We start from the raw sequence: 22262 nt of genomic DNA on the forward strand, positions 1-22262 counted from the left end.
TCAGCGCCCTCCGACCGGGGCCGCGGCGTCGGTGTCCAGACGACGGAGCACGTCGAGGATCCGCTCGGCGGTCGGCTCGGCCAGTTCCCGGACGAGCCGACCGTCGGCGAGGAAGACCACCCGATCGGCGTGGGCGGCGGCGACCGGGTCGTGGGTCACCATCACCACGGTCTGCCCGAGGGTGTCGACCGCCTCGCGCAGCAGCCGCAGCACCTCTGCCCCGGCGCGGGAGTCCAGGTTGCCCGTGGGCTCGTCGGCGAAGATCACCCACGGTTTGGTGATCAGTGCCCGGGCCACCGCGACGCGCTGCTGCTGGCCACCGGAGAGTTCGGCCGGACGGTGCCGCAGCCGGTCGGTCAGTCCCACCGCCGCGACCACCTGCCGCAGCCAGGCCGGGTCCGGCCGTCGTCCGGCGATGTCCAACGGCAAGGTGACGTTCTCCTCCGCGCGCAGCGCCGGCAGCAGGTTGAACTTCTGGAACACGAAGCCGATCCGGTCGCGGCGCAGCAGGGTCAGCCGGCGGTCGTCGAGGCGGCCCAGCTCGGTGTCGCCCACGCGTACCGTTCCGGCGGTGGGGCGGTCCAGGCCGGCCAGGCAGTGCATCAGGGTCGACTTGCCGGAGCCGGAGGGGCCCATGATGGCCGTGAAGCGGCCGGCGGCGAAGTCGACATCGAGGTCGTCGAGGGCGACGACGGCGGCCTGGCCGGTGCCGTACTGCTTGCGCAGGCTCCGAGCGGTGACGGCGACACCTGCGGTTACGTGGACGGGTGGTGCGATCGACACGTGCTGCTCCGTGGGACGGTGGATGTCGGACGTCCCCGACGCTATGGAGACCACCGGCCTGTCGAGATCAACCCGGACGCTCGACCTCGGTACGCCTCAGGTCGTCCCGCCCCGGACACTCCCGTACGCCTCAGGTCGTACGCGGGCCCTCAGCGCCCGGGGTGACCAGGCCGCTCTCGTACGCCAGCACCACCGCCTGCACCCGGTCGCGGAGCTGGAGCTTGGCCAGGATCCGGCCGACGTGGGTCTTCACCGTCGCCTCGGCGACGTGTACCCGGGCGGCGATCTCCGCGTTGGCCAGACCCTGCGCGACCAGCAGCAGGATCTCCCGTTCCCGGTCGGTGAGCTGGGCCAGCCGGGGGTTCTCGGTGGGCCCGCTGCCGAGCTGTCCGGCGAACCGGTCGAGCAGCCGGCGGGTGATCGACGGGGCGACCACCGAGTCGCCGCCGGCGACGACCCGGATCGCGGTCAGCAGTTCCTCCGGAGGGACGTTCTTGAGCAGGAAGCCGCTGGCTCCCGCGCGCAACGCGGCGAACGCGTCCGCTTCGGTGTCGAAGGTGGTCAGCACCAGCACTCTCGGTCCTCCGGCCGGCCGGTTGGCGCAGAGCCGCCGGGTGGCCTCCACCCCGTCCATCGTCGGCATCCGGATGTCCATCACCACCACGTCCGCCGGGACGCGGTCGAGTACCCGCAGCGCGTCCGCGCCGTCGATCGCCTCGCCAACCACCTCAAGATCGGGCTGGGAGTCCAGCACCATCCGGAAGCCGGCTCGCACGAGCGCCTGGTCATCCACGATCACCACCCGGATCATGCCGCGAGCACCTCCGAGCCGGGGGACGACGGCAGCGGCAGCCACGCCCGTACCTGCCAGCCACCGGCCAGCCGGGCACCGGCGGTGAGGGTGCCGTCGTACACCGAGACCCGTTCGCGCATGCCGACCAGCCCGTGACCACCCGGCGGTGTCGGGGTGAGCGGTCCGTGACCGCGACCGTCGTCGACCACCGCGAGCGCGACACCGTCTGCGGTGTGCGCCAGCGTGAGCTCCACGCTCGCTCCCACCCCGGCGTGCTTGAGCACGTTTGTCAACGCCTCCTGCGCCAACCGGTGCACGGTCAGCTCCAGCGCGGGCGGCAGCGGGACGGATCTGCCGGTGACCGTGTAGCGCACCCGCAACCCGGCCTCCCGGAACCGGTCCAGCAGGGCGGGCAGCTCGGCCACCGAGGGCCGCCGGTGGTCGGGCCCGGCCGGGTCGGGCACGGGTCGTACGGCCGGTGTGGGCACTGGTTCCGGAGGGTTCGCTTCGCGCAGTACGCCCACCAGCCGACGCATGTCCTCCAGTCCCTGCCGGCCGGTGTCCGCCACGATCTTGAGCGCGTCCCGGGAGGTGTCAGGGTCCTGGTCGATCATGTACCGGGCCCCGTCCGCCTGAACGATCATGACGGCCATGCTGTGCGCCACGACGTCGTGCAGTTCGCGGGCGATGCGGGTGCGTTCCTCCGCCACCGCCGCCCGCGCCTCGGCCTCCCGTTCCCGTTCGAGGGTGGCCGCCCGCTCCTCCAGGCTGAGCACGTACTGCCGGCGGGTACGGACGTTCAGGGCCACCAGCCAGACCGCCCCGGTGAGCAGGGTGTAGTAGACGGCGGCGTAGTACCAGGCGGCCGGCAACGGATCCCGCACGGCGGCGAGGACCGCTCCGAGCACGGCCACCACTCCGGCGATGGCGCCGTCGCGTAGCCGCTCGGCGTACTTGACCACGCCGTAGAGGGCGATCAGGACCGCCACGTCGTAGAGCATCGGCGCCCACCCGAGGGCGACCTGGGCGAAGGCCAGCGCCGCCACCACGACGGTCACCGCCACCGGGCGGACGCGGCGGAACAGCAGCGCCAGCGCCATCGCGACACCTATGGAACTGGACCACCAGCCGCCCGGCTGCACCGGCCCGCCGGCCACGCTGACCAGGGCCACCAGGCCGGCAAGGGCAACGTCGAAGGCGACCGCGGGCAGCCGCCGGCCGAAGATCATCGCATTCATCGTGCACCCAGCGTACGAGGCACCCGGCGACGGACGCGAAAGGTGCTCCCGGCCTCCCGGAGCTGGATCGGTCAGGACGGCAGCAGGTCGCGCATCCGGGCGATCTCGACGGACTGCTCGCTGGCCACGGAGGTGGCGAACTGCTCCACGGTCAGGTCGACCCCCACCTTCAGCACGTCGGTCGCCATCACCACGGCGCCCTCGTGGTGATCGGTCATCATCCGCAGGAAGAGACGGTCGAACTCGGCGCCCCGGGCGGCCGCGAGCCGGCGCATCGCCTCGGCCGACTGCATCCCGCGCATCGTGGCGTGGTCGTGCCCGTCGACACCGGCGGCGAGGCCCCGCGCGGTCAGCCAGGCCCGCAGCACGCCGATCTCCGGCCCCTGGCTGGCCCGGATCCGGTCGGCGAGGGCACGCACCTGCGGCTCGGCGGACCGGTCGGTGGCCAGCTCGGCCATCTCCAGCGCCTGCTCGTGGTGCGGGATCATCATCCGGACGAACCAGGTGTCCAGCCCGTTGTAGCGCGGCGGCGCGTCGTCGCGGACCTCGTCGGCGGGGCGTTCGACGGCTTCCTCACCCGGACGACCCGGCACGATGACCGGTGGCGCGGAGGCGTCCGCCGAGGCCGGCGCGGGGCTGGCGGTGGCGGGCGCGGTGGCGGTTGCCGGGGCCGGATCGTCCGATGCGGAGACACCCCGCAACGCGAAGGCTCCGGCGGCCAGCGCCACGGCAACCGATGTGACGGCGGCGAGTAGCCGTCCGCGTCGGGCGGTCATGCCACACCTCCTCCGGGTCGAGGTCGCTGCGATCGTAACCATTCACATTGGACGTAGAATGTGACCTGGATCACATCGATGAATCTCATCTACGAGTAGGGTACGGCCAACGTCACTACCCCTCTCGAAGGGCGTCGCCGATGGTCGGATCGACCCTGCCACGGGGGCGGCAACTGCGTATCGTCAGTGTGGCCGCCACCGGGCTCCTCCTCGCCAGCATCGCCGTTGCCTCGCCCGGCAACGCACAGACGGTCTCGTCGGCGGCCAGCGAGCCCGCCGCAGCCGTCCAGGCACCGCTCGGTGTCGACGAGATTGCCAGCAGCCCCAACCTCAAGCTGATCGCCAACCTGCCGAAGCAGGCGCCGTTCGACACCACCGCGGCGCTCGGCACCGACATCGCCTTCCAGGGCAGGTACGCCTTCGTCGGCAACTACGACGGCTTCGTCATCTACGACGTCGCCAAGCCGAGCAAGCCGAAGATTGTCTCCCAGGTGCTCTGCCCGGGCGCGCAGAACGACGTCTCCGTCTACGGCGACCTGCTCTTCCTGTCCACGGACTCGTCCCGCAACGACGACTCGTGCAGCAGCACCTCCCAGTCCGCCACGAACAAGGCATCGTGGGAGGGCATCAAGATCTTCGACATCAAGCACAAGGCCAGCCCGCGGTACGTCAAGGCGGTCGAGACGGCCTGCGGCTCACACACCCACACGCTGGTACCGGCGAAGGACAAGAAGTCGGTCTACCTGTACGTCTCCTCGTACAGCCCGAACGCCGCCTTCCCGGACTGCCAGCCGCCGCACGACTCGATCAGCATCGTCAAGGTGCCGCTGAAGAAGCCGACCGACGCGGCCGTCATCGCCACGCCGAACCTCTTCCCCGACGGTGGCTACGAGGGTCGTACCGGCGGCTCGGCGACCACGGGCTGCCACGACATCACCGCGTATCCGACGAAGGACCTCGCCGCCGGCGCCTGCATGGGTGACGGGGTGCTGCTGGACATCAGCAAGCGGGAGGCGCCACGGGTGCTGCACACCGTGCGGGACACCACCAACTTCGCGTTCTGGCACTCGGCCACCTTCAACAACCGTGGCACCAAGGTCGTCTTCACCGACGAGCTGGGCGGTGGCGGCGGCGCCACCTGCAACGAGACCGTCGGCCCGGAGCGTGGCGCCAACGCCATCTACGACATCACCGGTCGGGGTGACCAGCGGAAGCTGGAGTTCCGCAGCTACTACAAGATCCCCCGTACCAACGGCGACACCGAGAACTGCGTGGCCCACAACGGCTCGCTCATCCCCGTCCTCGGCAAGGACATCATGGTCCAGGCCTGGTACCAGGGCGGCGTCTCGGTGTGGGACTTCACCAACTCCCGCAAGCCGAAGGAGATCGGCTACTGGGAGCGCGGCCCGCTGTCGGACAGCCAGCTGATCGTGGGCGGCTCCTGGTCGGCCTACTACTACAACGGGCACATCTACTCCTCCGACATCCAGAAGGGGCTCGACGTGCTGGCGCTCAACGACTGGCGGACGTGGACGGCCAAGCTGGCCCACTTCCGCGAGCTGAACGTCCAGACCCAGCCCAGCTACCTGAGCTGGTAGGACCAGCGCACCGACCGGGCCCGGTCACCCCGTACGGGGTGGCCGGGCCCGACCGCGTAACAGCCGCATCGACTGTCGCGTTTCCTCCCGCCTGCCCCGGGTACCACGTCCGTCACGCAGGGAAGGGGTGTGAGATGACGCGCAACGAGTACCACGTGGTGCCCGACGGCGCCGGCTGGAAGGTCGAGCAGGGCAGCACCGTCGTCGGGACGTACGACACGAAGCAGCGGGCGGTCGAGGCCGGGCGCGAGACGGCACACGGCAACGAACCCAGCCAGCTCGTGGTACACACGGCCGACGGCAAGATCGAAACCGAGTACACCTACCAGGACGACCCGTACCCGCCCGCCGGCTGACCGGGCGGCACCAGCGGCGGCCTGCCGACACCATCCACCCCGGGTGCTGTCGGCAGGCCGTCGTCGCGGGTCCGTCGTCGCCACCGTCCCTCACCGCCGCCGCGGCGCCGCTGCCACCGCTGGCCGTGCCGGCCGTCACCTGCGACGACACCGAGACCGGCGGGGTACGCCGGGCGTGTCAGGATGGCCGATCGTGACCACTGCCGGGGCTGCCCCGCCCGCCCCGATCCGACCGCCCCGCCGCCGACCCCACCCGCTCGACGCGATCGCCGTTCTGCTCGCCGTCGTCGGGGCCGGTTGCGTCGCGACCGGGCTGTTGCCCCGCCCTGAGGCCGCCGCCACCCTCGGCCGGATCCTGCCACTGCTGCTCTTCCTGGACACCACCGCCGTGCTGCTCACCCCGGTGCTGCTCACCTTGGCGGCCACCCTGCGCACCGCGGTGGCGCCGCTGGCGGTCACCACCGTCTGGCTGGCGAACACGGCCAGCCTGCTGCTGCCGGTGTCCAACCTGACCAACCTGCTCGCCGCGGACCGGATCGGCCTGGACCCGCTCACGTACGCGAGCCTGATGTGGCTGCCGCAACTGGCCGTGCTCGCGGTCACCACGGTGCTGCTCTGGTACTGCTGGTGGCGGCCGGCCCGGCCGCCCGGCAACCGGTTCCCGGCACCGGCGGCACACCGCCCGCCCGACGGGGTGCTGTACCGCACCGCGCTCGCCGGCTGCCTGCTCTTCGTCGGCGCGATCCTGGCCGGCGTACCGGTCGGCCTCGGCTCGACGGTCGCCGCCGGTCCGCTGGTGCTCGCCTTCGCCATCCGCTCGCCCCGCACGCTGCGGTACGCGCTGGTCCCCTGGCGGTTGCTGCTCTTCGTCACCGGGCTGTTCCTGGTGATCCAGACCATCGGTCGGCACGGGTTGAACGACCTGGTGGCCGGGCTGATCGGGCCGGACGGCGGGGTGCTCGGCGCGCTGCGCGCAGGTGGCACCGGAGCCCTGCTGGCCAATCTGGTGAACAACCTGCCGGCCTATCTGGCCGGCGAGGTGGTGCTGCCGGCCGGGGAACGGCAGCGACTGCTGGCGCTCCTGATCGGCACCAACGTGGGACCGCTGGCGCTGCCCTGGGCGTCTCTGGCTACGCTGCTGTGGCTGGAACGATGCCGGGCCGCCCGGGTCCGGGTGCCGGCGGTCCGGTTCCTGCTGACCAGCGCCGTGGTCGCGGTGCTCGGCACCCTCGCCGCGGTCGGTGCCCTGCTGCTCACCGGCTGACCCTGATCGGGGCCGGGCGGCGTGGCCGGTCACCCGGCCACGCCGCTCGGCTCAGGCTCGACGGACCGGCAGCTGCAACTCGGTGACCCCCTTGTCGGCCTCCTCCGGCCAGTACTCCACGTAGAGTTCGCGCGCGTAGCCGTCCGTCCGCCAGTCGTTCTCCTCGATCCAGCGGGCCAGCACCTGCAGGCTGCGGTCGGCCGTGTCCATCGGGCCGTGGTGGATCGTCGTCGCCGCCGTGATCGCCGGCAGTTCCACCACGGTGATGCCGCCGACCGCATCCCGGCTGCCCTCGATCCCCACCCCGGCGTGCACCACGACGCCGTCGCCGTCGGCGGCCTGGTCGTACCAGGCCACCGCCGGACCGGCCGGGTTGACCCCGGCGGCCTCCAGCCGGCGGAACAGCTCCGGGTAGAGCGGCGTCAGCACCGGACCGATGTCCGCTGGTTCGTAGCTGCGGGCGACGGCACTCAGCTCCGCGACCCGGATCGACGGCACCTGCTTGAGCACGACATCCTGGCTGGTCATCCGACCCTCCGTCTCAATCATGTGGAGCCTCGCCTCGACGCTGGACAGTCGGGCGGTGTCCGCCGCCACCTGCGCCGCCAACTGGGCCCGACGCAGCCGCAGCATGCCCCGCAGCTCGACCAGGTCGACCGCCTCGTCGAGGATCGCCCGCACCTGGGCCAGGGTCAGGCCCAGCTCCTTGAGGGCGATCACCCGGTTGAGCCGACCCAGTTGGGCGGCGGTGTAGTAGCGGTAGCCGCTGTGCGGATCGACGGCGGCCGGCGGTAGCAGCCCGATGCTGTCGTAGTGCCGCAGCATCCGGACCGACACCCGGCCCAGGCTGGCGAAGTCTCCGATGGTCAACATGGCTCCCCCAGGGTCGGCGCTGACACCGTGTCAGAGTCAATCCTGGGCCACCACGGGCCGACAACGACTCAGCCGGGCAGCGGGGCCTCGTCGCCGCGGTTGCGACGTGGGGACACCAGCCGGCGCATGATCGGGGTGGCGTTCCACTTCGCCGCACCGACCAGGTCCCGGGCGTGTTCCAGCACTGTGTAGTCGGGCCTCGCCCGACCGGCGGCGAGCGCGGCGTCCAGGTCGTTGCCGCAGCGCATCAGCACGCTGTCGAAGTCACGGCGGACCGGCTCCAGCAGGTGGTAGCCGAATGATCGGTGCAGGCGGGCGAAGAGCGGCTTGTACAACCGGGCCCGCTCGTGCAGCCCGGAGGAGTACGACATGGGGTTCTTCGGCCGGCGTCGGATGTAGTCGGGCAGCACGTCGGCGAAGGCCCGGCGGACGATCCACTTCTCCTGGCCGGCACGCAGCTTCAAATCGATCGGCAAGCGCATCGCCAGCTCGACGAGCGCGAGGTCGAGGAAGGGCACCCGGGCCTCGACGCCGAAGGCCATGCTGGTCCGGTCGACCCGCTGGAGCTCGGTCCGGCACAGGTTGCGGATCTTGTGCAGGAAGAGTCGCCGGGACGCCTCCGGACCGACCTCGTGGTACATGGGGTAGCCGCCGAACAGCTCGTCCGAGCCGTCTCCGGTGAGGACCACCTTGACGCCCAACTCGCGCAACCGCCGGAAGATCGGCACGGAGACGACCGCGTTGATGATGTCGCCGTACTCGGTCAGCTCGGAGATCCGGATCGCCTCCCGCACGTCGGCGAGCCGGATGTCGCGCGGGCGCAGCTCCACCACCTCGTGCGCCACGCCGAGATCCTTCGCCAGCCGCCGGGCGTACGCCAGGTCCGGGCTCTCCGGCACGCCGACGGTGACGGCGACACAGTCCGGGTGCAGCTGGGCCGCGTGCAGCAGCGCCAGCGAGCTGTCCAACCCGCCGGAGAGCACCACGCCCACCGTCAGGTCGGTGTCCAGCCGCACCCGGAGGCTGTCGGTGAGGGCGGCACGGACGAGCAGGGCGGCCTCGTCCGGGTCCGCCACCACCGGCCGGCCCGCGCCGAGGGCGAGCAGGTCCACGTACGGTCGCAGCTGCGGGTGACCGTCGGCGTCGGCCCAACCGTGGTGCCCCGGCGGCACCTCGCCCACCGGCGCGCCCAGCCGGACCAGCGCCTTGACCTCACTGGCGAGGTGCAGGCACCCCGGTGTCCGCGCCCAGTACAGGGGCTTCACGCCGAGCGGATCCCGGACCAGGTACGCACGTCCGGTGGCCCGTTCCACCACGACGAAGGCGTACTCGCCCCGCAACCGGGTCACCACCTGCTCGCCCCAGTGTTCGAACGCCGCGAGCACCACCTCGGTGTCGCTGGCGCTGCGGAACCGGTGACCGAGGGCGGTCAGCTCCGACCGCAGTTCATGGTGGTTGAAGACCTCGCCGTTGTAGCAGAGCAGCCACCGCTCGTCGGCGGAGACCCAGGGCTGCACGGCGCGCTCACGATCCACCACCCGCAGCCGCCGGGTGCCGGCGAGCAGACCACTCTCGTGTCGGGTCTCGGTCACCTCGCCCCGTGGCGCGAGTGTGCCGAGCATCCGCCGGAAGATCGCCGGGTCCGCCTCCGGGCCGATGCTGAGCATGATCCCGCACACGGTCAGCTCCCCATCTCGGCTTCGTACGCGCGGCGCAGCCGCAGCGTCGCCGACGGCGCGAGGCAGATGTGCCACGCCTGCCCCTCGTCCACCACGTTGATCTCGCCCGCCCGTTGCCGGTTCAGCAGCAGTCCGGCCAGGGTGTCCCGGACCCCGAAACGGCGGTACCACTCCATCTCCACGTCGACCGCCCAGCCCAGGCAGTGGCCGCTGGGCACCATGGCGGCGTACCCGAGGCGGCGCAACCGGTACTGGTGTTCGGCGCTGCGGACCAGGCTGGTCACCCAGAGCGGCGGCGTGCCCGCCGGGGTGGCCGCAGCGAACTCGCGACCGATGTCGTTGAGCAGGGCGATCACCTCACGGCGGGACCGGCGGAACAGCAACCCGGCGGTACGCGGCGTGGCGTCGGGCAGCACCCGGCGGCGCAGCGCGCGTACGCCCCGGCCGACGACCGTGCGGGGCTGCTCGGTGTACTGGAACCGCAGCAGCCCTCGCCGCCGCAACCACTCCAGGTCGACAAGTTCGGCGCTGTGGTAGACCTCCGTGTCGGTGAGGAACGTGGCGGCGTCGCGCCACCACATCACGTCGATCCGGGACAGCAGGTAGATGCGGACCAGTGCGGCCAGGTCAGCGGCGGAACTGCGCTCGTTCGGCTGGTACCGGGCCATCTCCAGCAGCAGGGTCTCGCGGGCTCCGATCAGCCCCTGGGAGGTGGCGTCGAGCACCTGCATGATGGCCGGTTCCCGCAGCCGCTGGTCGATCAGCACTTGACGAGCCTTCGCGCTGCTCACCCCGGCGAGCGCGCTCACCTCGACCAACAGTTCGGCCACGGCGTCGCGGTAGGCCGCCAGGTCGGGCGGGGCCGCGGTGACCGGGCGCACGATACCCGGTGGGCGTCGGCGGGCCGGGGTGACGGGGAGACCGGGTCGGTGTCCCGGGCTTCGGCTGGGCACTCGCATGATCGGTCCTCTCTGCCGCCGCGACGGTCGCCTGTGACAGAAAGTAACCACACCAATCCGGATGAGTGCGAGCAATACTCCTGTATCCCCCTAAGGCGTGGCAGACCACTCGGCAGGCGCGTGCCGCCCGGCGGCACACAGACCGGGCGGGGTCGTTGTACCATTCGGTACAACGACCCGTGCCGCGGAGGTGCGGTCGACGGACGGGAGGGACGGTCGATGCCGACCATCACCCTGACCACGGGCACGATCGACTACACCGACACCGGTGGTGACGGAGCAGTCCTGGTGCTGCTGCACGGTGTGAACATGGACGCGAGCCTGTGGCGTCGGGTGGTCGCCGAACTCGGTCCGACCGTGCGCTGCGTCTGCCCCACCCTGCCGCTCGGCAGCCACCGGAGACCGATGGAACGGCCGGAACTGGTCACCCACCGGGGCGTCGCCGCCCTCGTCGGGGAACTGCTCGACGCACTGGACCTGCGTGAGGTGACCCTGGTCGCCAACGACTGGGGTGGCATCCAGTTCCTCGTGGCCGACGGCCCGACCGACCGGATCGCCGGTCTGGCGCTGGTCGCCTGCGAGGCGTTCGGCAACTTCCCGCCCGGAAAGCCGGGCAAGGCGGTGGCGATGAGCGCGCGACTTCCGGGTGCGCTGTGGCTGTCGATGCAACTTCAACGGTTCGGCTGGTTCCGGCGCGCTCCCGGCGCGTGGGGGTGGATGAGCAAGTACCCGATCCCTGACGAGGTGCTGGACGCCTGGTTCCGACCGGCGCAGCAGGACCGGGCGATCCGACGGGACCTACGCACCTTCGCGTTGTCCACCCCGCCGAAGGCGGAACTGCGGGCCCTGCCGAACCGGCTGGCGTCATTCGACCGCCCGGTCCTCGTGGCCTGGGCCCGTGAGGACAAGCTCATGCCCCCGTCGCACGGCCCCCGGCTGGCGGCGCTGTTTCCCCGGGGCCGACTGATCGAGATCGACGACAGTTACACCCTGGTGCCGGAGGATCAACCCCGCCGGCTCGCGGCGGAACTCGCTCGGTTCGTCACGACCGAGGTGCGCGGGCCGCACCCCTGAGCCGTTGCCGGACGTCACCCACGCCGCGCGCGTCACCCGGCCCGGCTGATCGGCCGGGTGGATTGCAGGAAGGCCGCCATGGTGGCGTCCGCCGTCGCCCGGTCGCCGGTGAGCGCCAACTCGAACAGGACGCCCCGGGTCATCGCCATCGCCATCCGCGCCTGGATCCGCGCCTGTGCGGTCGGATAGCCAACCTCCTCGAAGAACCAGCCGAGCCGGTCGGTCCAGAAGGTGATCCAGGTGCGCAACGCGCTGGCCCACGCGTGCCCCTGCATCGCCGCCGCCGACATCTCGAAGAACAGCGGCGCGAACGCCCGATCGTCGGCGAGCCGGAGCCAGAAACGCCAGGCGCCGTCGTACGGGTCGTCGGCCGCCTCGCGCAGCAGCGAGTCGAGCAGTTCCTGCTGGTCCCGCCAGACGGCCTCGACCATCGCGGTGAGCAGCCCTTCGCGGGAGCCGAAATGGTAGATCAGCATCCGGTGGCTGGTCCCGATCTCGGCTGCGAGCGTACGCAGGCTGGTGTCGCCGACACCGTTGGCGGCGAAGTACGCGATCACCCGTCGCAGGAGGGCCTCCTGCGGACCGCCGGCCGGCACGGTGACTGTCACGACCCGATGCTAGTGCGGTGGCCAGGACCGTTGGCGGTGTCGCGGCGAGGTCCGCTCTCCGCGATGACGGTCAGCGGTCGGGACACGGCGGCGTCCAAGGCGGCACCGCCCTCGGCGACGCCGCGCACATGTTCGGGTGGTCGCCGCAGCGGTCCAGGGGAGGTGATGAAAGGCTTGACCCATGAGTTCCACGCCCGTACTGCCCGACCCGTCCGCCGAGCCGCCCGCCTTCACGGAACTCGGCCTACGACCCGAACTGCTCGCCGCGCTAGCCGCGCTCGGGTACGAGGAGCCCACGCCGATCCAGCGGGAGGCGATCCCACCGCTGCTGAGCGGCCGGGATCTGCTCGGGCAGGCGGCGACGGGCACGGGCAAGACCGCGGCGTTCGCCCTGCCGCTGTTGCAGCGAATGCCCGACGACCGGGCCGGAGACGACCCGCACGCGCTGGTGCTGGTGCCGACCCGGGAACTCGCGGTGCAGGTCTCCGAGGCGTTTCACCGCTACGGCAAGGACCTCGGTGCGCGGGTGTTGCCGATCTACGGCGGGCAGCCGATCGGTCGGCAGTTGCGGGCGCTGGACGCCGGCATCGACGTCGTGGTGGCCACTCCCGGCCGCGCTCTGGACCACATCGCCCGGGGCACGCTGCGGCTGGGCAACCTCGCCACGGTGGTGCTGGACGAGGCCGACGAGATGCTCGACATGGGCTTCGCCGAGGACATCGAGGCGATCCTGGAACACACCCCCGAGCAGCGGCAGACGGTGCTGTTCTCGGCCACCATGCCGGCGCGTATCGACGGGATGGCCCGAGCGCACCTGAGCGATCCGGTGCGCATCCTGATCGCCCGCGAGCAGCCGGTGGCCGGTGAGGCGCCCCGGGTGCGGCAGAGCGCGTACCTGGTGGCGCGGGCGCACAAACCAGCGGCGCTGGGGCGGGTGCTGGACGTCGAGTCGCCCACCGCGGCGATCGTGTTCTGTCGCAGCCGGGAGGAGGTGGACCGGCTCACCGAGACGATGAACGGTCGCGGTTACCGGGCGGAGGCGCTGCACGGCGGCATGAGCCAGGAGCAGCGGGACCGGGTGATGGGGCGGCTGCGCGCCGGCACCGCCGATCTGCTGGTCGCCACCGACGTGGCGGCCCGTGGGCTCGACGTCGAGCAGCTCAGCCACGTGGTCAACTTCGACGTGCCGTCGGCACCTGAGTCGTACGTGCACCGCATCGGTCGGGTTGGCCGAGCCGGACGGGAGGGGGTGGCCATCACCCTGGCCGAGCCCCGGGAGCACCGGATGCTCAAGACCATCGAGCGGGTCACCGGGCAGCGGATCACGATCGACAAGATCCCCACGGTCGCCGATCTACGAACCCGTCGGCTGGAGCTGACCCAGGCCGCGCTGCGGGAAAGCCTGCTGGAGGACGACCTGGACCCGTTCCGGGTGATCGTCGAGACGCTCAGCGACGAGTTCGACCTGATGGAGGTGGCGCTCGCCGCCGTGAAGCTGGCCCACGAGGCGACGCTGCCCGGTTCCGACGAGGCCGAGGAGGAGATCCCGCAGGTGGCGGTCCGCCCGCCTCGGGAGGGCCGGTCGGCGGGGTACGAGGGCCGGGGCGAACGCCGACCGGCGCGGCCCCGTACCGCCGGCACCACCCAGGTCTTCATCGGGGTGGGCCGGCGGGCCGGGGTGCGCCCGCAGGATCTGGTGGGCGCGATCACCGGGGAGACCGGGGTGCGGGGCAGGGACATCGGCTCGATCGAGATCGCTGATCGCTTCTCCCTGGTCGAGGTGCCCCTCGGCGTCGCCGACGAGGTCATCGCCGGGCTGCGCGGCAGCACGATCAAGGGCCGTAAGGCCACCGTCCGCCGGGACCGGGAGGGACGTCCCGGCGAGCGCCGATTCGACGACGGCGACCGACGCGACCGCCGCTGATCTCGGTCACCCTCCCGCGCCCCGGCTCCCGTCGCCTGCTCCGCTGTGCCGCGCCCCCGGCCAGGTGACCGGGGGCGCGAGCACGGTCAGGCGGCGGTGACGCGCTGCCCGCCCAACGACGCCGGATCGATCTCGGCCGGGCGCAGCGCCAGCGCGAGAACGTCGGCGACGTCGGCCAGGGTGTGCACGGTCAGCGCCTCGCGCACCTCGGTCGGCAGGTCGTCCAGGTCCGGTTCGTTGCGGGCCGGGATGATCACCTCGGTCAGTCCGGCCCGGTGGGCGGCGAGGAGCTTCTGCTTCACGCCGCCGATGGGCAGCACCCGCCCGGAGAGAGTCACCTCGCCGGTCATCCCGAACTCGGGGCGTACCGGTCGGCCGCTGGCCAGCGACGCCAGGGCGGTGACCATCGTGATGCCGGCGCTGGGCCCGTCCTTGGGCACCGCGCCCGCCGGGACGTGCAGGTGGATCCGCCGCCCGGCGAGGGCGTTCGGGTCCAGGCCGAGGCGACGACCGTTGGCCCGCAGGTAGGAAAGGGCGATGTGCGCCGACTCCTTCATCACGTCGCCGAGCTGGCCGGTGAGGGTCAGCCCCGGCTCGCCGTCCATGCTTGTCGCCTCGATGAACAACACGTCTCCCCCGGCACCGGTGACCGCCAGTCCGGTGGCCACGCCAGGTGTCGCGGTGCGTTCCGCCGATTCCGGCGTGTGCTTCGGCCGGCCGAGGTAGCGGACCAGGTCGTCGGCGCCGACGCGGGCGGGCGTCGGGTCGTCGGCCAGGGTCACGGCCACCTTCCGCATGATCTTCGCCAGGGCACGCTCCAGCTGCCGTACGCCGGCCTCGCGGGTGTACTCCCCGGCGATCCGTGCCAACGCCGCGGCGTCCACGTCGACCTCGTCGGTGGTCAGCCCGGCCCGCTCCCGCTGGCGCGGCAGCAGGTGGTCGCGGGCGATGGCCACCTTCTCGTCCTCGGTGTAGCCGTCCAGAGTGACAAGTTCCATCCGGTCCAGCAGCGGCCCGGGGATGGCTTCCACCACGTTGGCGGTGGCCAGGAACAGCACATCGGACAGGTCGAGGTCGACCTCCAGGTAGTGGTCCCGGAAGGTGTGGTTCTGCGCCGGGTCGAGCACCTCCAGCAGGGCCGCGGCCGGGTCGCCGGCGTACCCCACGGAGACCTTGTCCACCTCGTCGAGCAGCACCACGGGGTTCATCGACCCCGCCTCGCGCAGCGCCCGGACGATCCGCCCGGGTAGCGCCCCCACGTAGGTACGGCGGTGTCCCCGGATCTCGGCCTCGTCACGGATACCGCCGAGGGAGACCCGGACGAACGTCCGGCCGAGTGCCCGGGCGACCGACTCACCGAGGCTGGTCTTGCCGACACCGGGCGGGCCCGCGAGGGCCAGTACGGCACCGGAGCCACGGCCGCCGACCACCCCGAGGTCACGTTCGGCGCGCCGGTTGCGCACCGCCAGGTACTCCAGGATGCGGTCCTTGACGTCGGCCAGGCCGGCGTGGTCGGCGTCGAGCACGGCCCGTGCCGCGGCCAGGTCCGTGTTGTCCTCGGTACGCGTGCTCCACGGCATCTCCAGCACCGTGTCGAGCCAGGTACGGATCCAACCCGCCTCCGGGGAGGCGTCGCTGGCCCGCTCCAGTTTGCCGACCTCCCGCAGGGCCGCCTCGCGTACCTTCTCGGGCAGGTCGGCGGCCTCGACGCGGGCCCGGTAGTCGGCCGAGCCGTCCGGGGCGTCCTCGCCGAGTTCCTTACGGATCGCGGCGAGCTGCTGGCGCAGCAGGAACTCCCGCTGCGTCTTCTCCAGTTCTTCGCGTACCTCGGAGTTGATCTGCTCGGTGACCTCCTGCTCGGCCAGGTGGTCCTTCACCCAGCCGACGAGCAGTTCCAGCCGGGCCGTGACGTCGGGGGCAGCCAGCAGTTCGGTCTTCTGCGCCAGGCTGAGCCAGGGCGCGTAGCCGGCCGAGTCGGCCAGCTCGCCGAGGTCGGTCATCCGCTCCACCGCGTCGATGACCTGCCACGCGCCGCGTTGCTGGAGCACGGAGGTGACCAGGGCGCGGTACTCGCGGGCCAGTTCCCGGGCTTTGCCGGCCGGGGCGGGTTCATCGATCTCGGACGCCTCGACCCACAGCGCCGCGCCGGGACCGGGCACCCCGGAGCCGATGCGGGCGCGGGCGATGCCGCGGATCACGGCGGCCGGTTCGCCGCTGGGCAGCCGACCGACCTTCTCGATGGTCGCGACCGCGCCGACGGAGCCGTACTCGCCGTCCAGGCGGGGCACGGCGAGCAGCTTGTGGTCGCCGGTGGCGCGGGCCGCGTCGACCGCGGCCTGGGTGGTCGGGTCGAGGGTCACCGGAATGACCATGCCGGGCAGTAGTACGGCGTCGGTCAGTGGAAGTACCGGAAGAGTTGCCATCGAACACCTGCTATCGCGTATGAGTTGAGCGTGTCTGGCTCAAGTCGCGACGGGCCTCGGTTGTTCCGCCGTGTGACCCAGCACACGGCAGGCGGCTCACAGCTAGTCGGCCGCGCCCACGCGGAGCAGATCCAAAATCGGGGATTTCGGTGTCACGCAAAACGCGAACCGCCGCAGGGCGCGCTTTTGTTGCGTAATTGGCGGACGATCAGTCAAACTTTGAGCACACCCCGTCAGACACAGGGAGTAATCGACGATGGCCAAACAAGTAATCACGGTGCTGACTGACGACCTCGACGGCGGAAAGGCCGACCGTACGGTCGAGTTCAGCCTGGATGGCGTGGCGTACACCATCGACGTTTCCGACGAGAACGCGGGTGTCCTGCGGAAGGCGTTGGATCCGTTTATCAATGCCGGCCGGCGACTCGGCCGTGGTGCTGCCGACACGGGCCGTAACCCACGTCGTGGCATCGGTTCGGGCACACCCGGAATGAACCGCGAGCAGAACCGCGCCGTCCGCGAATGGGCGGTCCGGAACGGCTACAAGATTTCCGAACGGGGTCGCATCCCGGTCGAGGTGGTCGAGGCGTACAAGAACCGCTGAGCAGCGGGAATGTCGCTCTGGCGCGGTTAGGGCTCGGGTCACGGCAGGATTGCACCGGCTTTCCTACATGCAGCGGGGCCGCCCGGAATTTCTCCGGGCGGCCCCGCTGTTTGGTCTCAGCCGCACGACCTCAGTCGTCGGCGTCAGTTGACCTGGATGCGCACCGCGTCGAAGGCCGGGGTCTGGTTGGCCCGCTCCGACATCGGGATGCGGTGCGAACCGTCGCCGGCCCAGACCGCGCACTGCGCGGTACCGGAGTCCGGCAGGCCCGGGATCTGGATGGTCACCTGGTCCGGCTGGGCGCCGCCGCCACCGTCCTCGGTGGCCACGAAGAAGGCCGGCACCGGCTCCGGCGCAGGCGCCTCGTCCGTGTTGTTCAGCATCCGGCAGGCGGTGTGGAAGTGACCGCGGGTCAGGCCCTCACCGTTGAGCAGCGAGCTCTCCAGGTAGTAGCCGCCCTGGCCGGCCGGGAGGAACCGGTCCCGGACCAGGTTGCGGGTGCTGACCTGGATCGAGAAGCCCTCGTTACGGTTGATCTGCTGCGGGAAGTCGGTGATCAGCAGCGACGGGTTGTTGGCTGCGGCACCGACCTCGCCGAAGGCGGTGCTGATGCAGCGGTTGCCGTTCTGGAAACCGTCGTGCGCCTGAAGCTGGCTGTTGTCACAGTTGTTCGCCAGCACGTCGAGACCGTTGTTGTTGTTACCGCCGTCGTTGTCCCCGTCGTTACCGCCGTTGTTGTTGCCGCCGTCGTTGCCGCCGTTGTTGTTGTCGACCGGCTGCACCTGGCAGGTGGCGAGGTTGCCGAGGCCGCGTGGCCGGGGGCCGAAGCGGTCGATGGCGATCGTGATCCGGCCGATGGTCGCTCGACGCTTGCTGGCCAGCGGATTGAGGATGGCGTTACGGATGAACCCCTCGCCGCGGTCACCCTCTGCGGCGAGTCGCTCGTCCGCCTCGGTGATCTGGGTCTGCAACGCGTTCAGGTTGCGGTCCACCTCGGCGCGGGCCCGGTCGGGCACCTGCGGGAGTCGGCTGACCACGTCCGGGCAGGCCACCGCGAAAGCGCCGTCGGTCGCGCCGTCGGTGCCGTCGCGAGTCTCCTGACACTCCTCGACGGTCTGCTGCCCGTCGCCCCAGTGGTTGACCACCCAGCGGCCGTTCTGCCAGGTGCGGGTCGTGGTGGCGCCCCGAGCGGCCGGCGCGGTGGCGCCGGGGCTGGGTGCGACACATTCTGCCGCCACCGGTCGCTGCTGCTGGTTTGACCGTCGGTCACCGGCCGACGAGATCTGGGTCACGGCGACGACGCCGCCGAAGACAGCGAGCGTGGCGCCAACGGCCAGAAGTCGCTTGGTCCGCGCGTTACCGGTTGGTCGGCGCGACCGGGTTGACCTGCGCATCGAATTGCTCTCCTTCTCGATCCGGTTCCTGATTCGTGACTCGACGGACCGAACGGAATCTTGGTTGGCGCGTTCGACGGGGACCGCCTGAACGCACCGGTGGCACGTCGACGAACGACGATGCCCTTTCCGCACCGTCTGCCGCACCTGCCGGTGCGGGTTGGGGAGATCCTGTCCATTCGCGGTGAGGTACGGGCCCGCTCCGACGGCGGTTCAAAGGCCGCCAACTTTTTTTCGATGTTTCTTTCCGCGCCCGGCCGGTCACCGTCCGCCCTCGGTCGACGAACGCTCAGGATGCGGTCACCGCTGGCAGAGATGGTCGTAGGCGAAATCGCCGACGAGTTCGTCGCGTCGATCCCGCAGCTGCCGAATGTCGGCCAGCAGATCTGCGAGTGGCACCAGCGTCGGCGCGTCCGACTCGATCGTCCGCAGTCGCTCGCCGACCGCGAGGACGGCCAGGTCCTCGGCCAGCCGAGCGGGTTCGATGCCGCAGGAGAGGCCGTGCGCCTGCACGGTCACCCGCTCCACCAGCACCTCGCCCGGACGCACCTCGGCCCAACTCCACCCCTCGGCCGGCCCGCGCGCCCAGCACACGTGCAACCCGCGCAGGATCGGATCGGTCAGCCGACGCGCCACGTACCCCTGCACCGCCTCGACGCGGGCAAGCGCGCCGAGGTCGTTGACCGCACCCTCACGTCCGTCGGGCAGCCGGCCGACGATGTCCCGGAACCCGACGCCCGCCAGGTCGGATCCGGCGGCACCGGCGGCGAACCGACGCGCGTCGACGAGGTACGCGACGATCCGCGCCCCGTGCCCGGCGGTACGCAGGGTGGCCGAGACGACCCGTAGCAACGGCAGCCCGATCGCGGCGGCGACAGCCTCCGTGGTCCGCTCGGCCCGCCGGGCTGTGGCGTCGGTCGACGGCGACCGGAACTCGACGGCGAACTCGGGCCGTCCGGTCACCGCCGTGCAGACCACATGGTCGAACAGCGTCCGGCTGGCCGTGTTCCACTGGCTCGCGGTGAGACCCGGCGGCCGACGCCGGACGACCTCGCCGAGCCGCAGCCCGGCATGTATCCGCTGCTCCGCCCGGACCTGCACGGGGGCGCGCCCGGCGTCCTCCGGCACCTGCGACAGCCCGCGATCGTGGTCACCGGTCATCGTCGTACCCATGAGTCCTCTTCAACCTCTCCTTGCCGGCCGACAGCGGCCGCGAGGCCGGACGACGGGTGCGCGGGCAGCTCGACAAGGCTCTCCTCCCGTCGGCCGACCGAGTCTAGGATGACGATCATGCCGGCGGCTCCCCCGGCGGGCCGGCGGTGACCGGACGCGCTCCACGCCGGACCGACCGGCAGCCGGGCCGAGGAGGTGGACGGGTGCGGGTGGTGTCCCTGGTGCCGTCGCTTACCGAGGCGGTGGCGGCGACCCTGCCCGATGTGCTGGTCGGCGCCACCGACTGGTGCACCCATCCGGCGGACCTGGACGTGCCACGGGTGGGCGGCACCAAGTATCCGGACCTGGACCGGGTTCGCGCGCTGCGTCCGGACCTGGTCCTGCTCAACGTCGAGGAGAACCGGCGGGAGGACGCCACCGCCCTGGCCGCGGCGGGGATACCCACCCGGGTGACCTATCCGCGCACAGTGGACGGTGCGCTGACCGAGCTGGCCGACCTGCTTCGGGAGCTGGGATCGGCAGCGGAACCGCACTGGCTGACGAAGGCCCGCCGAGCCTGGGCCGCGCTGCCGGGAACGCCGGTCCGCCGACGCGCGGTGGTGCCGGTCTGGCGGCGGCCCTGGGTGGTGCTCGGCGCCGACACCTTCGCCGGGGATCTGCTGCGCCGGCTCGGCGTCGACAACCCGTACGCCGAGCAGCCGCAGCGGTATCCACGACCGACCCTGCCGCAGCTGCGGGACCAGGCACCGGAGCTCGTCGTGCTGCCGGACGAGCCGTACCGCTTCACGCGCGACGACGGGCCGGAGGCGTTTCCCGGCATTCCCTGCGCCCTGGTGTCCGGCCGGCACCTGACCTGGTACGGCCCTTCGTTGGCGGAGGCTCCCGCACTGCTCTCCGCCCAGCTCGCCGATCTCTACGTCGCCCGCTGACCGCCGCGACGCACGGTCGTCGAGGGCGGCACCTGTCACCGGTCCCGGCGAACAGGGGTCGAAGGTCCCGGCCGGCACCGGCCCGCTGGCCCTGATCGCCACCGCCTCCCCGGGCGTCAAATGGAAGTGCCACCGGGACACGCGGTGCGAAGCAGAGAAGGGACGTGGACATGATGACCGCGATGATCGAGCGGAACACCGCCGCCAAGACCCCGGTGGCCGAGACCAACCAGGAGCAGAACCTCCGCACCCGGGCCACCCGCTACCTGCTCGCCGGGCTCCGCCTGGCGCTCGGTTGGGTCTTCCTCTGGGCCTTCCTGGACAAGGTGTTCGGCCTGGGGTTCGCCACCGAGGCGAAGAACGCCTGGATCAACGGGGGCAGCCCGACCAAGGGCTTCCTCAGCTTCGGTGCCGCCGGCCCGTTCCAGGGCTTCTACAACAGCATCGCCGGCGCCGCCTGGGCCGACTGGCTCTTCATGATCGGCTTGGCCGCCATCGGTACCGCACTGCTGCTCGGTATCGGAGTGCGCGTCGCCGCCGCGGCCGGTGGTCTGCTGCTGGTGCTGATGTGGACGGCCGTCCTGCCTCCGGAGAACAACCCCTTCATGGACGACCACCTCGTCTACGCCGGCGTGCTGGCCCTGCTCGCGGTGACAAACGCCGGTGACACCTGGGGCCTGGGCCGCACCTGGGCACGACTGCCGATCGTCAAGCGGTTCGGCTGGCTCCGCTGACCCTGATCACCTCCCCCCGCGGCGGGCGTCACCTACCGGTGACGCCCGCCGCACCGCATCCGGCGCGCTCGGCCACCGGTGGCCCACATCGGTCCACGGGGCGCGCCGGGCCGTAGCATCCGGCAGGATTGTGCTGAGACGGAACCGACGCACCAGGAGAATCCGCATGAACCAGGCAGCGAGCAAGCCCGAGATCGGCCCGATCGAGGGCGCCCCGCCGGCCGACCTCGTGATCGAGGACATCACCGTGGGCGAGGGCCCGGAGGCCCAGCCCGGGCAGGAGGCCCGGGTGCACTACGTCGGGGTGTCCCATTCCACCGGCGCGGAGTTCGACGCCTCCTGGGACCGGGGCGAGCCGTTCGACTTCCCGCTCGGCGGTGGACGGGTCATCGCCGGCTGGGACCAGGGCGTGGTGGGGATGCGCGTCGGCGGCCGACGCCGGCTGACCATCCCGCCGCACCTCGGGTACGGCAGCCGAGGCGCCGGTGGCGTCATCAAGCCCAACGAGACCCTGGTCTTCGTGGTCGACCTGCTCGGCGTCCGCTGACCGCACGCGTCCGGCGCCGGCCCCGTGCCCGGCGCCGGACGCGTCGTCGGAACCCCGCACCCGGTGCGCCACCTGACGGTGGCACGCCGGCCGGTCACGCCGCGGCGAGCACCCGCTGCGGCGTCGTGCCGACGACCGGGATGACCCGTCCCAGGCCGGTGGCCCGCAGCACCCGCTCCACCAGGGGCGGCGGGTCGACCAGCACCAGATTGCCGCCCTGCGACCGCACCCAGAGCCGAGCCGCGACAAGTGTCCGGACCCCGGCAGCGGAGAGCAGCCGGACCCCGGAGAGATCCACCCGCAACTCGGTGCGGGTGGGGGCCGCCCAGAGCGCGGCGCGGAACGCCGCGACCGTGGCGATGTCGATCACACCGACCACGCGAACGCACACCGCGTCGTCGGACACGCTGGTCTCGACGTGGAACCGTTCCTCGCGCTCTGGCATACGACGAACCTATCCCGCACCACCGACACTTCCACCCTGCTGGAAGGCGGTTCCGGGTAAGCCCAGGGCATGACCCGCAGGCCGGCCG

21 protein-coding genes are annotated in these 22262 nt (G+C 71.6%); 9 read left to right on the forward strand and 12 right to left on the reverse strand.

Going from position 1 to position 22262, the window contains the following annotated elements; all coding sequences use genetic code 11:
- The 4 genes from O7624_RS03180 to O7624_RS03195 form a co-directional block, all read right to left on the reverse strand.
- Positions 1-783, reverse strand: coding sequence for an ABC transporter ATP-binding protein (locus O7624_RS03180; RefSeq protein WP_282238845.1), 783 nt, complete (start codon positions 781-783; stop codon positions 1-3).
- A gap of 130 nt (positions 784-913) precedes the next feature.
- Positions 914-1594: a response regulator transcription factor gene (locus O7624_RS03185; protein ID WP_282238846.1), complete on the reverse strand. Its 681-nt coding sequence runs from the start codon at positions 1592-1594 to the stop codon at positions 914-916.
- On the reverse strand, positions 1591-2814 hold the full coding sequence (locus O7624_RS03190; protein WP_282238847.1) for a histidine kinase: 1224 nt from the start codon (positions 2812-2814) through the stop codon (positions 1591-1593). The genes O7624_RS03185 and O7624_RS03190 overlap by 4 nt, the downstream gene beginning before the upstream one ends.
- Before the next feature lie 71 nt (positions 2815-2885).
- Entirely contained in the window at positions 2886-3590 is a 705-nt protein-coding gene (locus O7624_RS03195) for a DUF305 domain-containing protein (protein ID WP_282238848.1), read from the reverse strand.
- A 140-nt stretch (positions 3591-3730) separates the two neighbouring features.
- Between O7624_RS03195 and O7624_RS03200 the strand changes: the two genes are divergently transcribed.
- From O7624_RS03200 to O7624_RS03210, 3 genes are all read left to right on the forward strand, one after another.
- Positions 3731-5188 carry a hypothetical protein gene (locus O7624_RS03200; protein WP_093402693.1) on the forward strand — a complete coding sequence of 486 codons (1458 nt, stop codon included), beginning with the start codon at positions 3731-3733 and terminating at the stop codon, positions 5186-5188.
- Between the two features lie 134 nt (positions 5189-5322).
- On the forward strand, positions 5323-5544 hold the full coding sequence (locus O7624_RS03205; RefSeq protein ID WP_093402692.1) for a DUF2188 domain-containing protein: 222 nt from the start codon (positions 5323-5325) through the stop codon (positions 5542-5544).
- A gap of 193 nt (positions 5545-5737) precedes the next feature.
- The gene (locus tag O7624_RS03210) at positions 5738-6808 is read left to right on the forward strand and encodes an ArsB/NhaD family transporter (protein WP_282238849.1); all 1071 of its coding nucleotides are present in this window, start codon (positions 5738-5740) and stop codon (positions 6806-6808) included.
- Positions 6809-6859: 51 nt separating this feature from the next.
- Here O7624_RS03210 and O7624_RS03215 read toward each other — a convergent pair whose 3' ends face one another.
- The 3 genes from O7624_RS03215 to O7624_RS03225 form a co-directional block, all read right to left on the reverse strand.
- A complete protein-coding gene (locus O7624_RS03215; protein WP_282238850.1) occupies positions 6860-7681 on the reverse strand; it encodes a MerR family transcriptional regulator in 822 nt (273 codons plus the stop codon).
- A 68-nt stretch (positions 7682-7749) separates the two neighbouring features.
- Positions 7750-9360 (reverse strand): asparagine synthase-related protein, encoded by a 1611-nt coding sequence (locus tag O7624_RS03220; RefSeq protein ID WP_093402689.1) that lies wholly within the window; start codon positions 9358-9360, stop codon positions 7750-7752.
- Positions 9361-9362: 2 nt separating this feature from the next.
- A complete protein-coding gene (locus O7624_RS03225; protein WP_282238851.1) occupies positions 9363-10319 on the reverse strand; it encodes a DUF5715 family protein in 957 nt (318 codons plus the stop codon).
- Positions 10320-10538: 219 nt separating this feature from the next.
- Between O7624_RS03225 and O7624_RS03230 the strand changes: the two genes are divergently transcribed.
- Entirely contained in the window at positions 10539-11393 is an 855-nt protein-coding gene (locus O7624_RS03230) for an alpha/beta hydrolase (protein ID WP_282238852.1), read from the forward strand.
- Positions 11394-11425: 32 nt separating this feature from the next.
- Here the strand turns inward: O7624_RS03230 and O7624_RS03235 are convergent, their stop codons facing one another.
- The gene (locus O7624_RS03235; protein WP_282238853.1) at positions 11426-12001 is read right to left on the reverse strand and encodes a TetR family transcriptional regulator; all 576 of its coding nucleotides are present in this window, start codon (positions 11999-12001) and stop codon (positions 11426-11428) included.
- A 181-nt stretch (positions 12002-12182) separates the two neighbouring features.
- Between O7624_RS03235 and O7624_RS03240 the strand changes: the two genes are divergently transcribed.
- Positions 12183-13925, forward strand: a complete 1743-nt coding sequence (locus tag O7624_RS03240) for a DEAD/DEAH box helicase (protein ID WP_093402685.1) — start codon at positions 12183-12185, stop codon at positions 13923-13925.
- Between the two features lie 86 nt (positions 13926-14011).
- On the opposite strand, the gene lon is transcribed toward O7624_RS03240, so the two are convergent.
- Positions 14012-16348, reverse strand: coding sequence for an endopeptidase La (gene lon / locus O7624_RS03245; protein ID WP_282238854.1), 2337 nt, complete (start codon positions 16346-16348; stop codon positions 14012-14014).
- A gap of 256 nt (positions 16349-16604) precedes the next feature.
- Here lon and O7624_RS03250 point away from each other — a divergent pair, with 256 nt between their 5' ends.
- Positions 16605-16952, forward strand: coding sequence for an Lsr2 family protein (locus O7624_RS03250; RefSeq protein WP_093402683.1), 348 nt, complete (start codon positions 16605-16607; stop codon positions 16950-16952).
- 143 nt (positions 16953-17095) lie between these two features.
- Here the strand turns inward: O7624_RS03250 and O7624_RS03255 are convergent, their stop codons facing one another.
- Both O7624_RS03255 and O7624_RS03260 read right to left on the reverse strand, forming a co-directional pair.
- Positions 17096-18346 (reverse strand): hypothetical protein, encoded by a 1251-nt coding sequence (locus tag O7624_RS03255; protein ID WP_282238855.1) that lies wholly within the window; start codon positions 18344-18346, stop codon positions 17096-17098.
- Between the two features lie 300 nt (positions 18347-18646).
- On the reverse strand, positions 18647-19519 hold the full coding sequence (locus O7624_RS03260) for a DUF2726 domain-containing protein (protein ID WP_282238856.1): 873 nt from the start codon (positions 19517-19519) through the stop codon (positions 18647-18649).
- Between the two features lie 203 nt (positions 19520-19722).
- On the opposite strand from O7624_RS03260, the gene O7624_RS03265 reads away from it, so the two are divergent.
- The 3 genes from O7624_RS03265 (at position 19723) to O7624_RS03275 (ending at position 21729) form a co-directional block, all read left to right on the forward strand.
- Positions 19723-20448 carry a helical backbone metal receptor gene (locus tag O7624_RS03265; protein ID WP_282238857.1) on the forward strand — a complete coding sequence of 242 codons (726 nt, stop codon included), beginning with the start codon at positions 19723-19725 and terminating at the stop codon, positions 20446-20448.
- A 164-nt stretch (positions 20449-20612) separates the two neighbouring features.
- Positions 20613-21182 carry a DoxX family membrane protein gene (locus tag O7624_RS03270; RefSeq protein WP_170863357.1) on the forward strand — a complete coding sequence of 190 codons (570 nt, stop codon included), beginning with the start codon at positions 20613-20615 and terminating at the stop codon, positions 21180-21182.
- Between the two features lie 166 nt (positions 21183-21348).
- Positions 21349-21729 (forward strand): FKBP-type peptidyl-prolyl cis-trans isomerase, encoded by a 381-nt coding sequence (locus O7624_RS03275; RefSeq protein WP_093402679.1) that lies wholly within the window; start codon positions 21349-21351, stop codon positions 21727-21729.
- A 94-nt stretch (positions 21730-21823) separates the two neighbouring features.
- On the opposite strand, the gene O7624_RS03280 is transcribed toward O7624_RS03275, so the two are convergent.
- Positions 21824-22174, reverse strand: coding sequence for an STAS domain-containing protein (locus tag O7624_RS03280; RefSeq protein ID WP_282238858.1), 351 nt, complete (start codon positions 22172-22174; stop codon positions 21824-21826).
- Positions 22175-22262: the final 88 nt, after the last annotated feature.

It is taken from the genome of Verrucosispora sp. WMMD1129 (genome assembly GCF_029581255.1).
Classification (GTDB): Bacteria; Actinomycetota; Actinomycetes; order Mycobacteriales; family Micromonosporaceae; genus Micromonospora; species Micromonospora sediminimaris.

What these genes read in the sequence shown, in the direction of transcription:
- O7624_RS03190 (WP_282238847.1), bottom strand. Translation starts at nt 2,814, where the DNA reads ATGAATGCGATGATCTTCGGCCGGCGGCTGCCCGCGGTCGCCTTCGAC.
- O7624_RS03250 (WP_093402683.1), top strand. Translation starts at nt 16,605, where the DNA reads ATGGCCAAACAAGTAATCACGGTGCTGACTGACGACCTCGACGGCGGA.
- O7624_RS03230 (WP_282238852.1), top strand. Translation starts at nt 10,539, where the DNA reads ATGCCGACCATCACCCTGACCACGGGCACGATCGACTACACCGACACC.
- O7624_RS03275 (WP_093402679.1), top strand. Translation starts at nt 21,349, where the DNA reads ATGAACCAGGCAGCGAGCAAGCCCGAGATCGGCCCGATCGAGGGCGCC.
- O7624_RS03200 (WP_093402693.1), top strand. Translation starts at nt 3,731, where the DNA reads ATGGTCGGATCGACCCTGCCACGGGGGCGGCAACTGCGTATCGTCAGT.
- O7624_RS03205 (WP_093402692.1), top strand. Translation starts at nt 5,323, where the DNA reads ATGACGCGCAACGAGTACCACGTGGTGCCCGACGGCGCCGGCTGGAAG.
- O7624_RS03240 (WP_093402685.1), top strand. Translation starts at nt 12,183, where the DNA reads ATGAGTTCCACGCCCGTACTGCCCGACCCGTCCGCCGAGCCGCCCGCC.
- O7624_RS03255 (WP_282238855.1), bottom strand. Translation starts at nt 18,346, where the DNA reads ATGCGCAGGTCAACCCGGTCGCGCCGACCAACCGGTAACGCGCGGACC.
- O7624_RS03260 (WP_282238856.1), bottom strand. Translation starts at nt 19,519, where the DNA reads ATGGGTACGACGATGACCGGTGACCACGATCGCGGGCTGTCGCAGGTG.
- O7624_RS03280 (WP_282238858.1), bottom strand. Translation starts at nt 22,174, where the DNA reads ATGCCAGAGCGCGAGGAACGGTTCCACGTCGAGACCAGCGTGTCCGAC.
- O7624_RS03225 (WP_282238851.1), bottom strand. Translation starts at nt 10,319, where the DNA reads ATGCGAGTGCCCAGCCGAAGCCCGGGACACCGACCCGGTCTCCCCGTC.
- lon (WP_282238854.1), bottom strand. Translation starts at nt 16,348, where the DNA reads ATGGCAACTCTTCCGGTACTTCCACTGACCGACGCCGTACTACTGCCC.
- O7624_RS03215 (WP_282238850.1), bottom strand. Translation starts at nt 7,681, where the DNA reads ATGTTGACCATCGGAGACTTCGCCAGCCTGGGCCGGGTGTCGGTCCGG.
- O7624_RS03195 (WP_282238848.1), bottom strand. Translation starts at nt 3,590, where the DNA reads ATGACCGCCCGACGCGGACGGCTACTCGCCGCCGTCACATCGGTTGCC.
- O7624_RS03185 (WP_282238846.1), bottom strand. Translation starts at nt 1,594, where the DNA reads ATGATCCGGGTGGTGATCGTGGATGACCAGGCGCTCGTGCGAGCCGGC.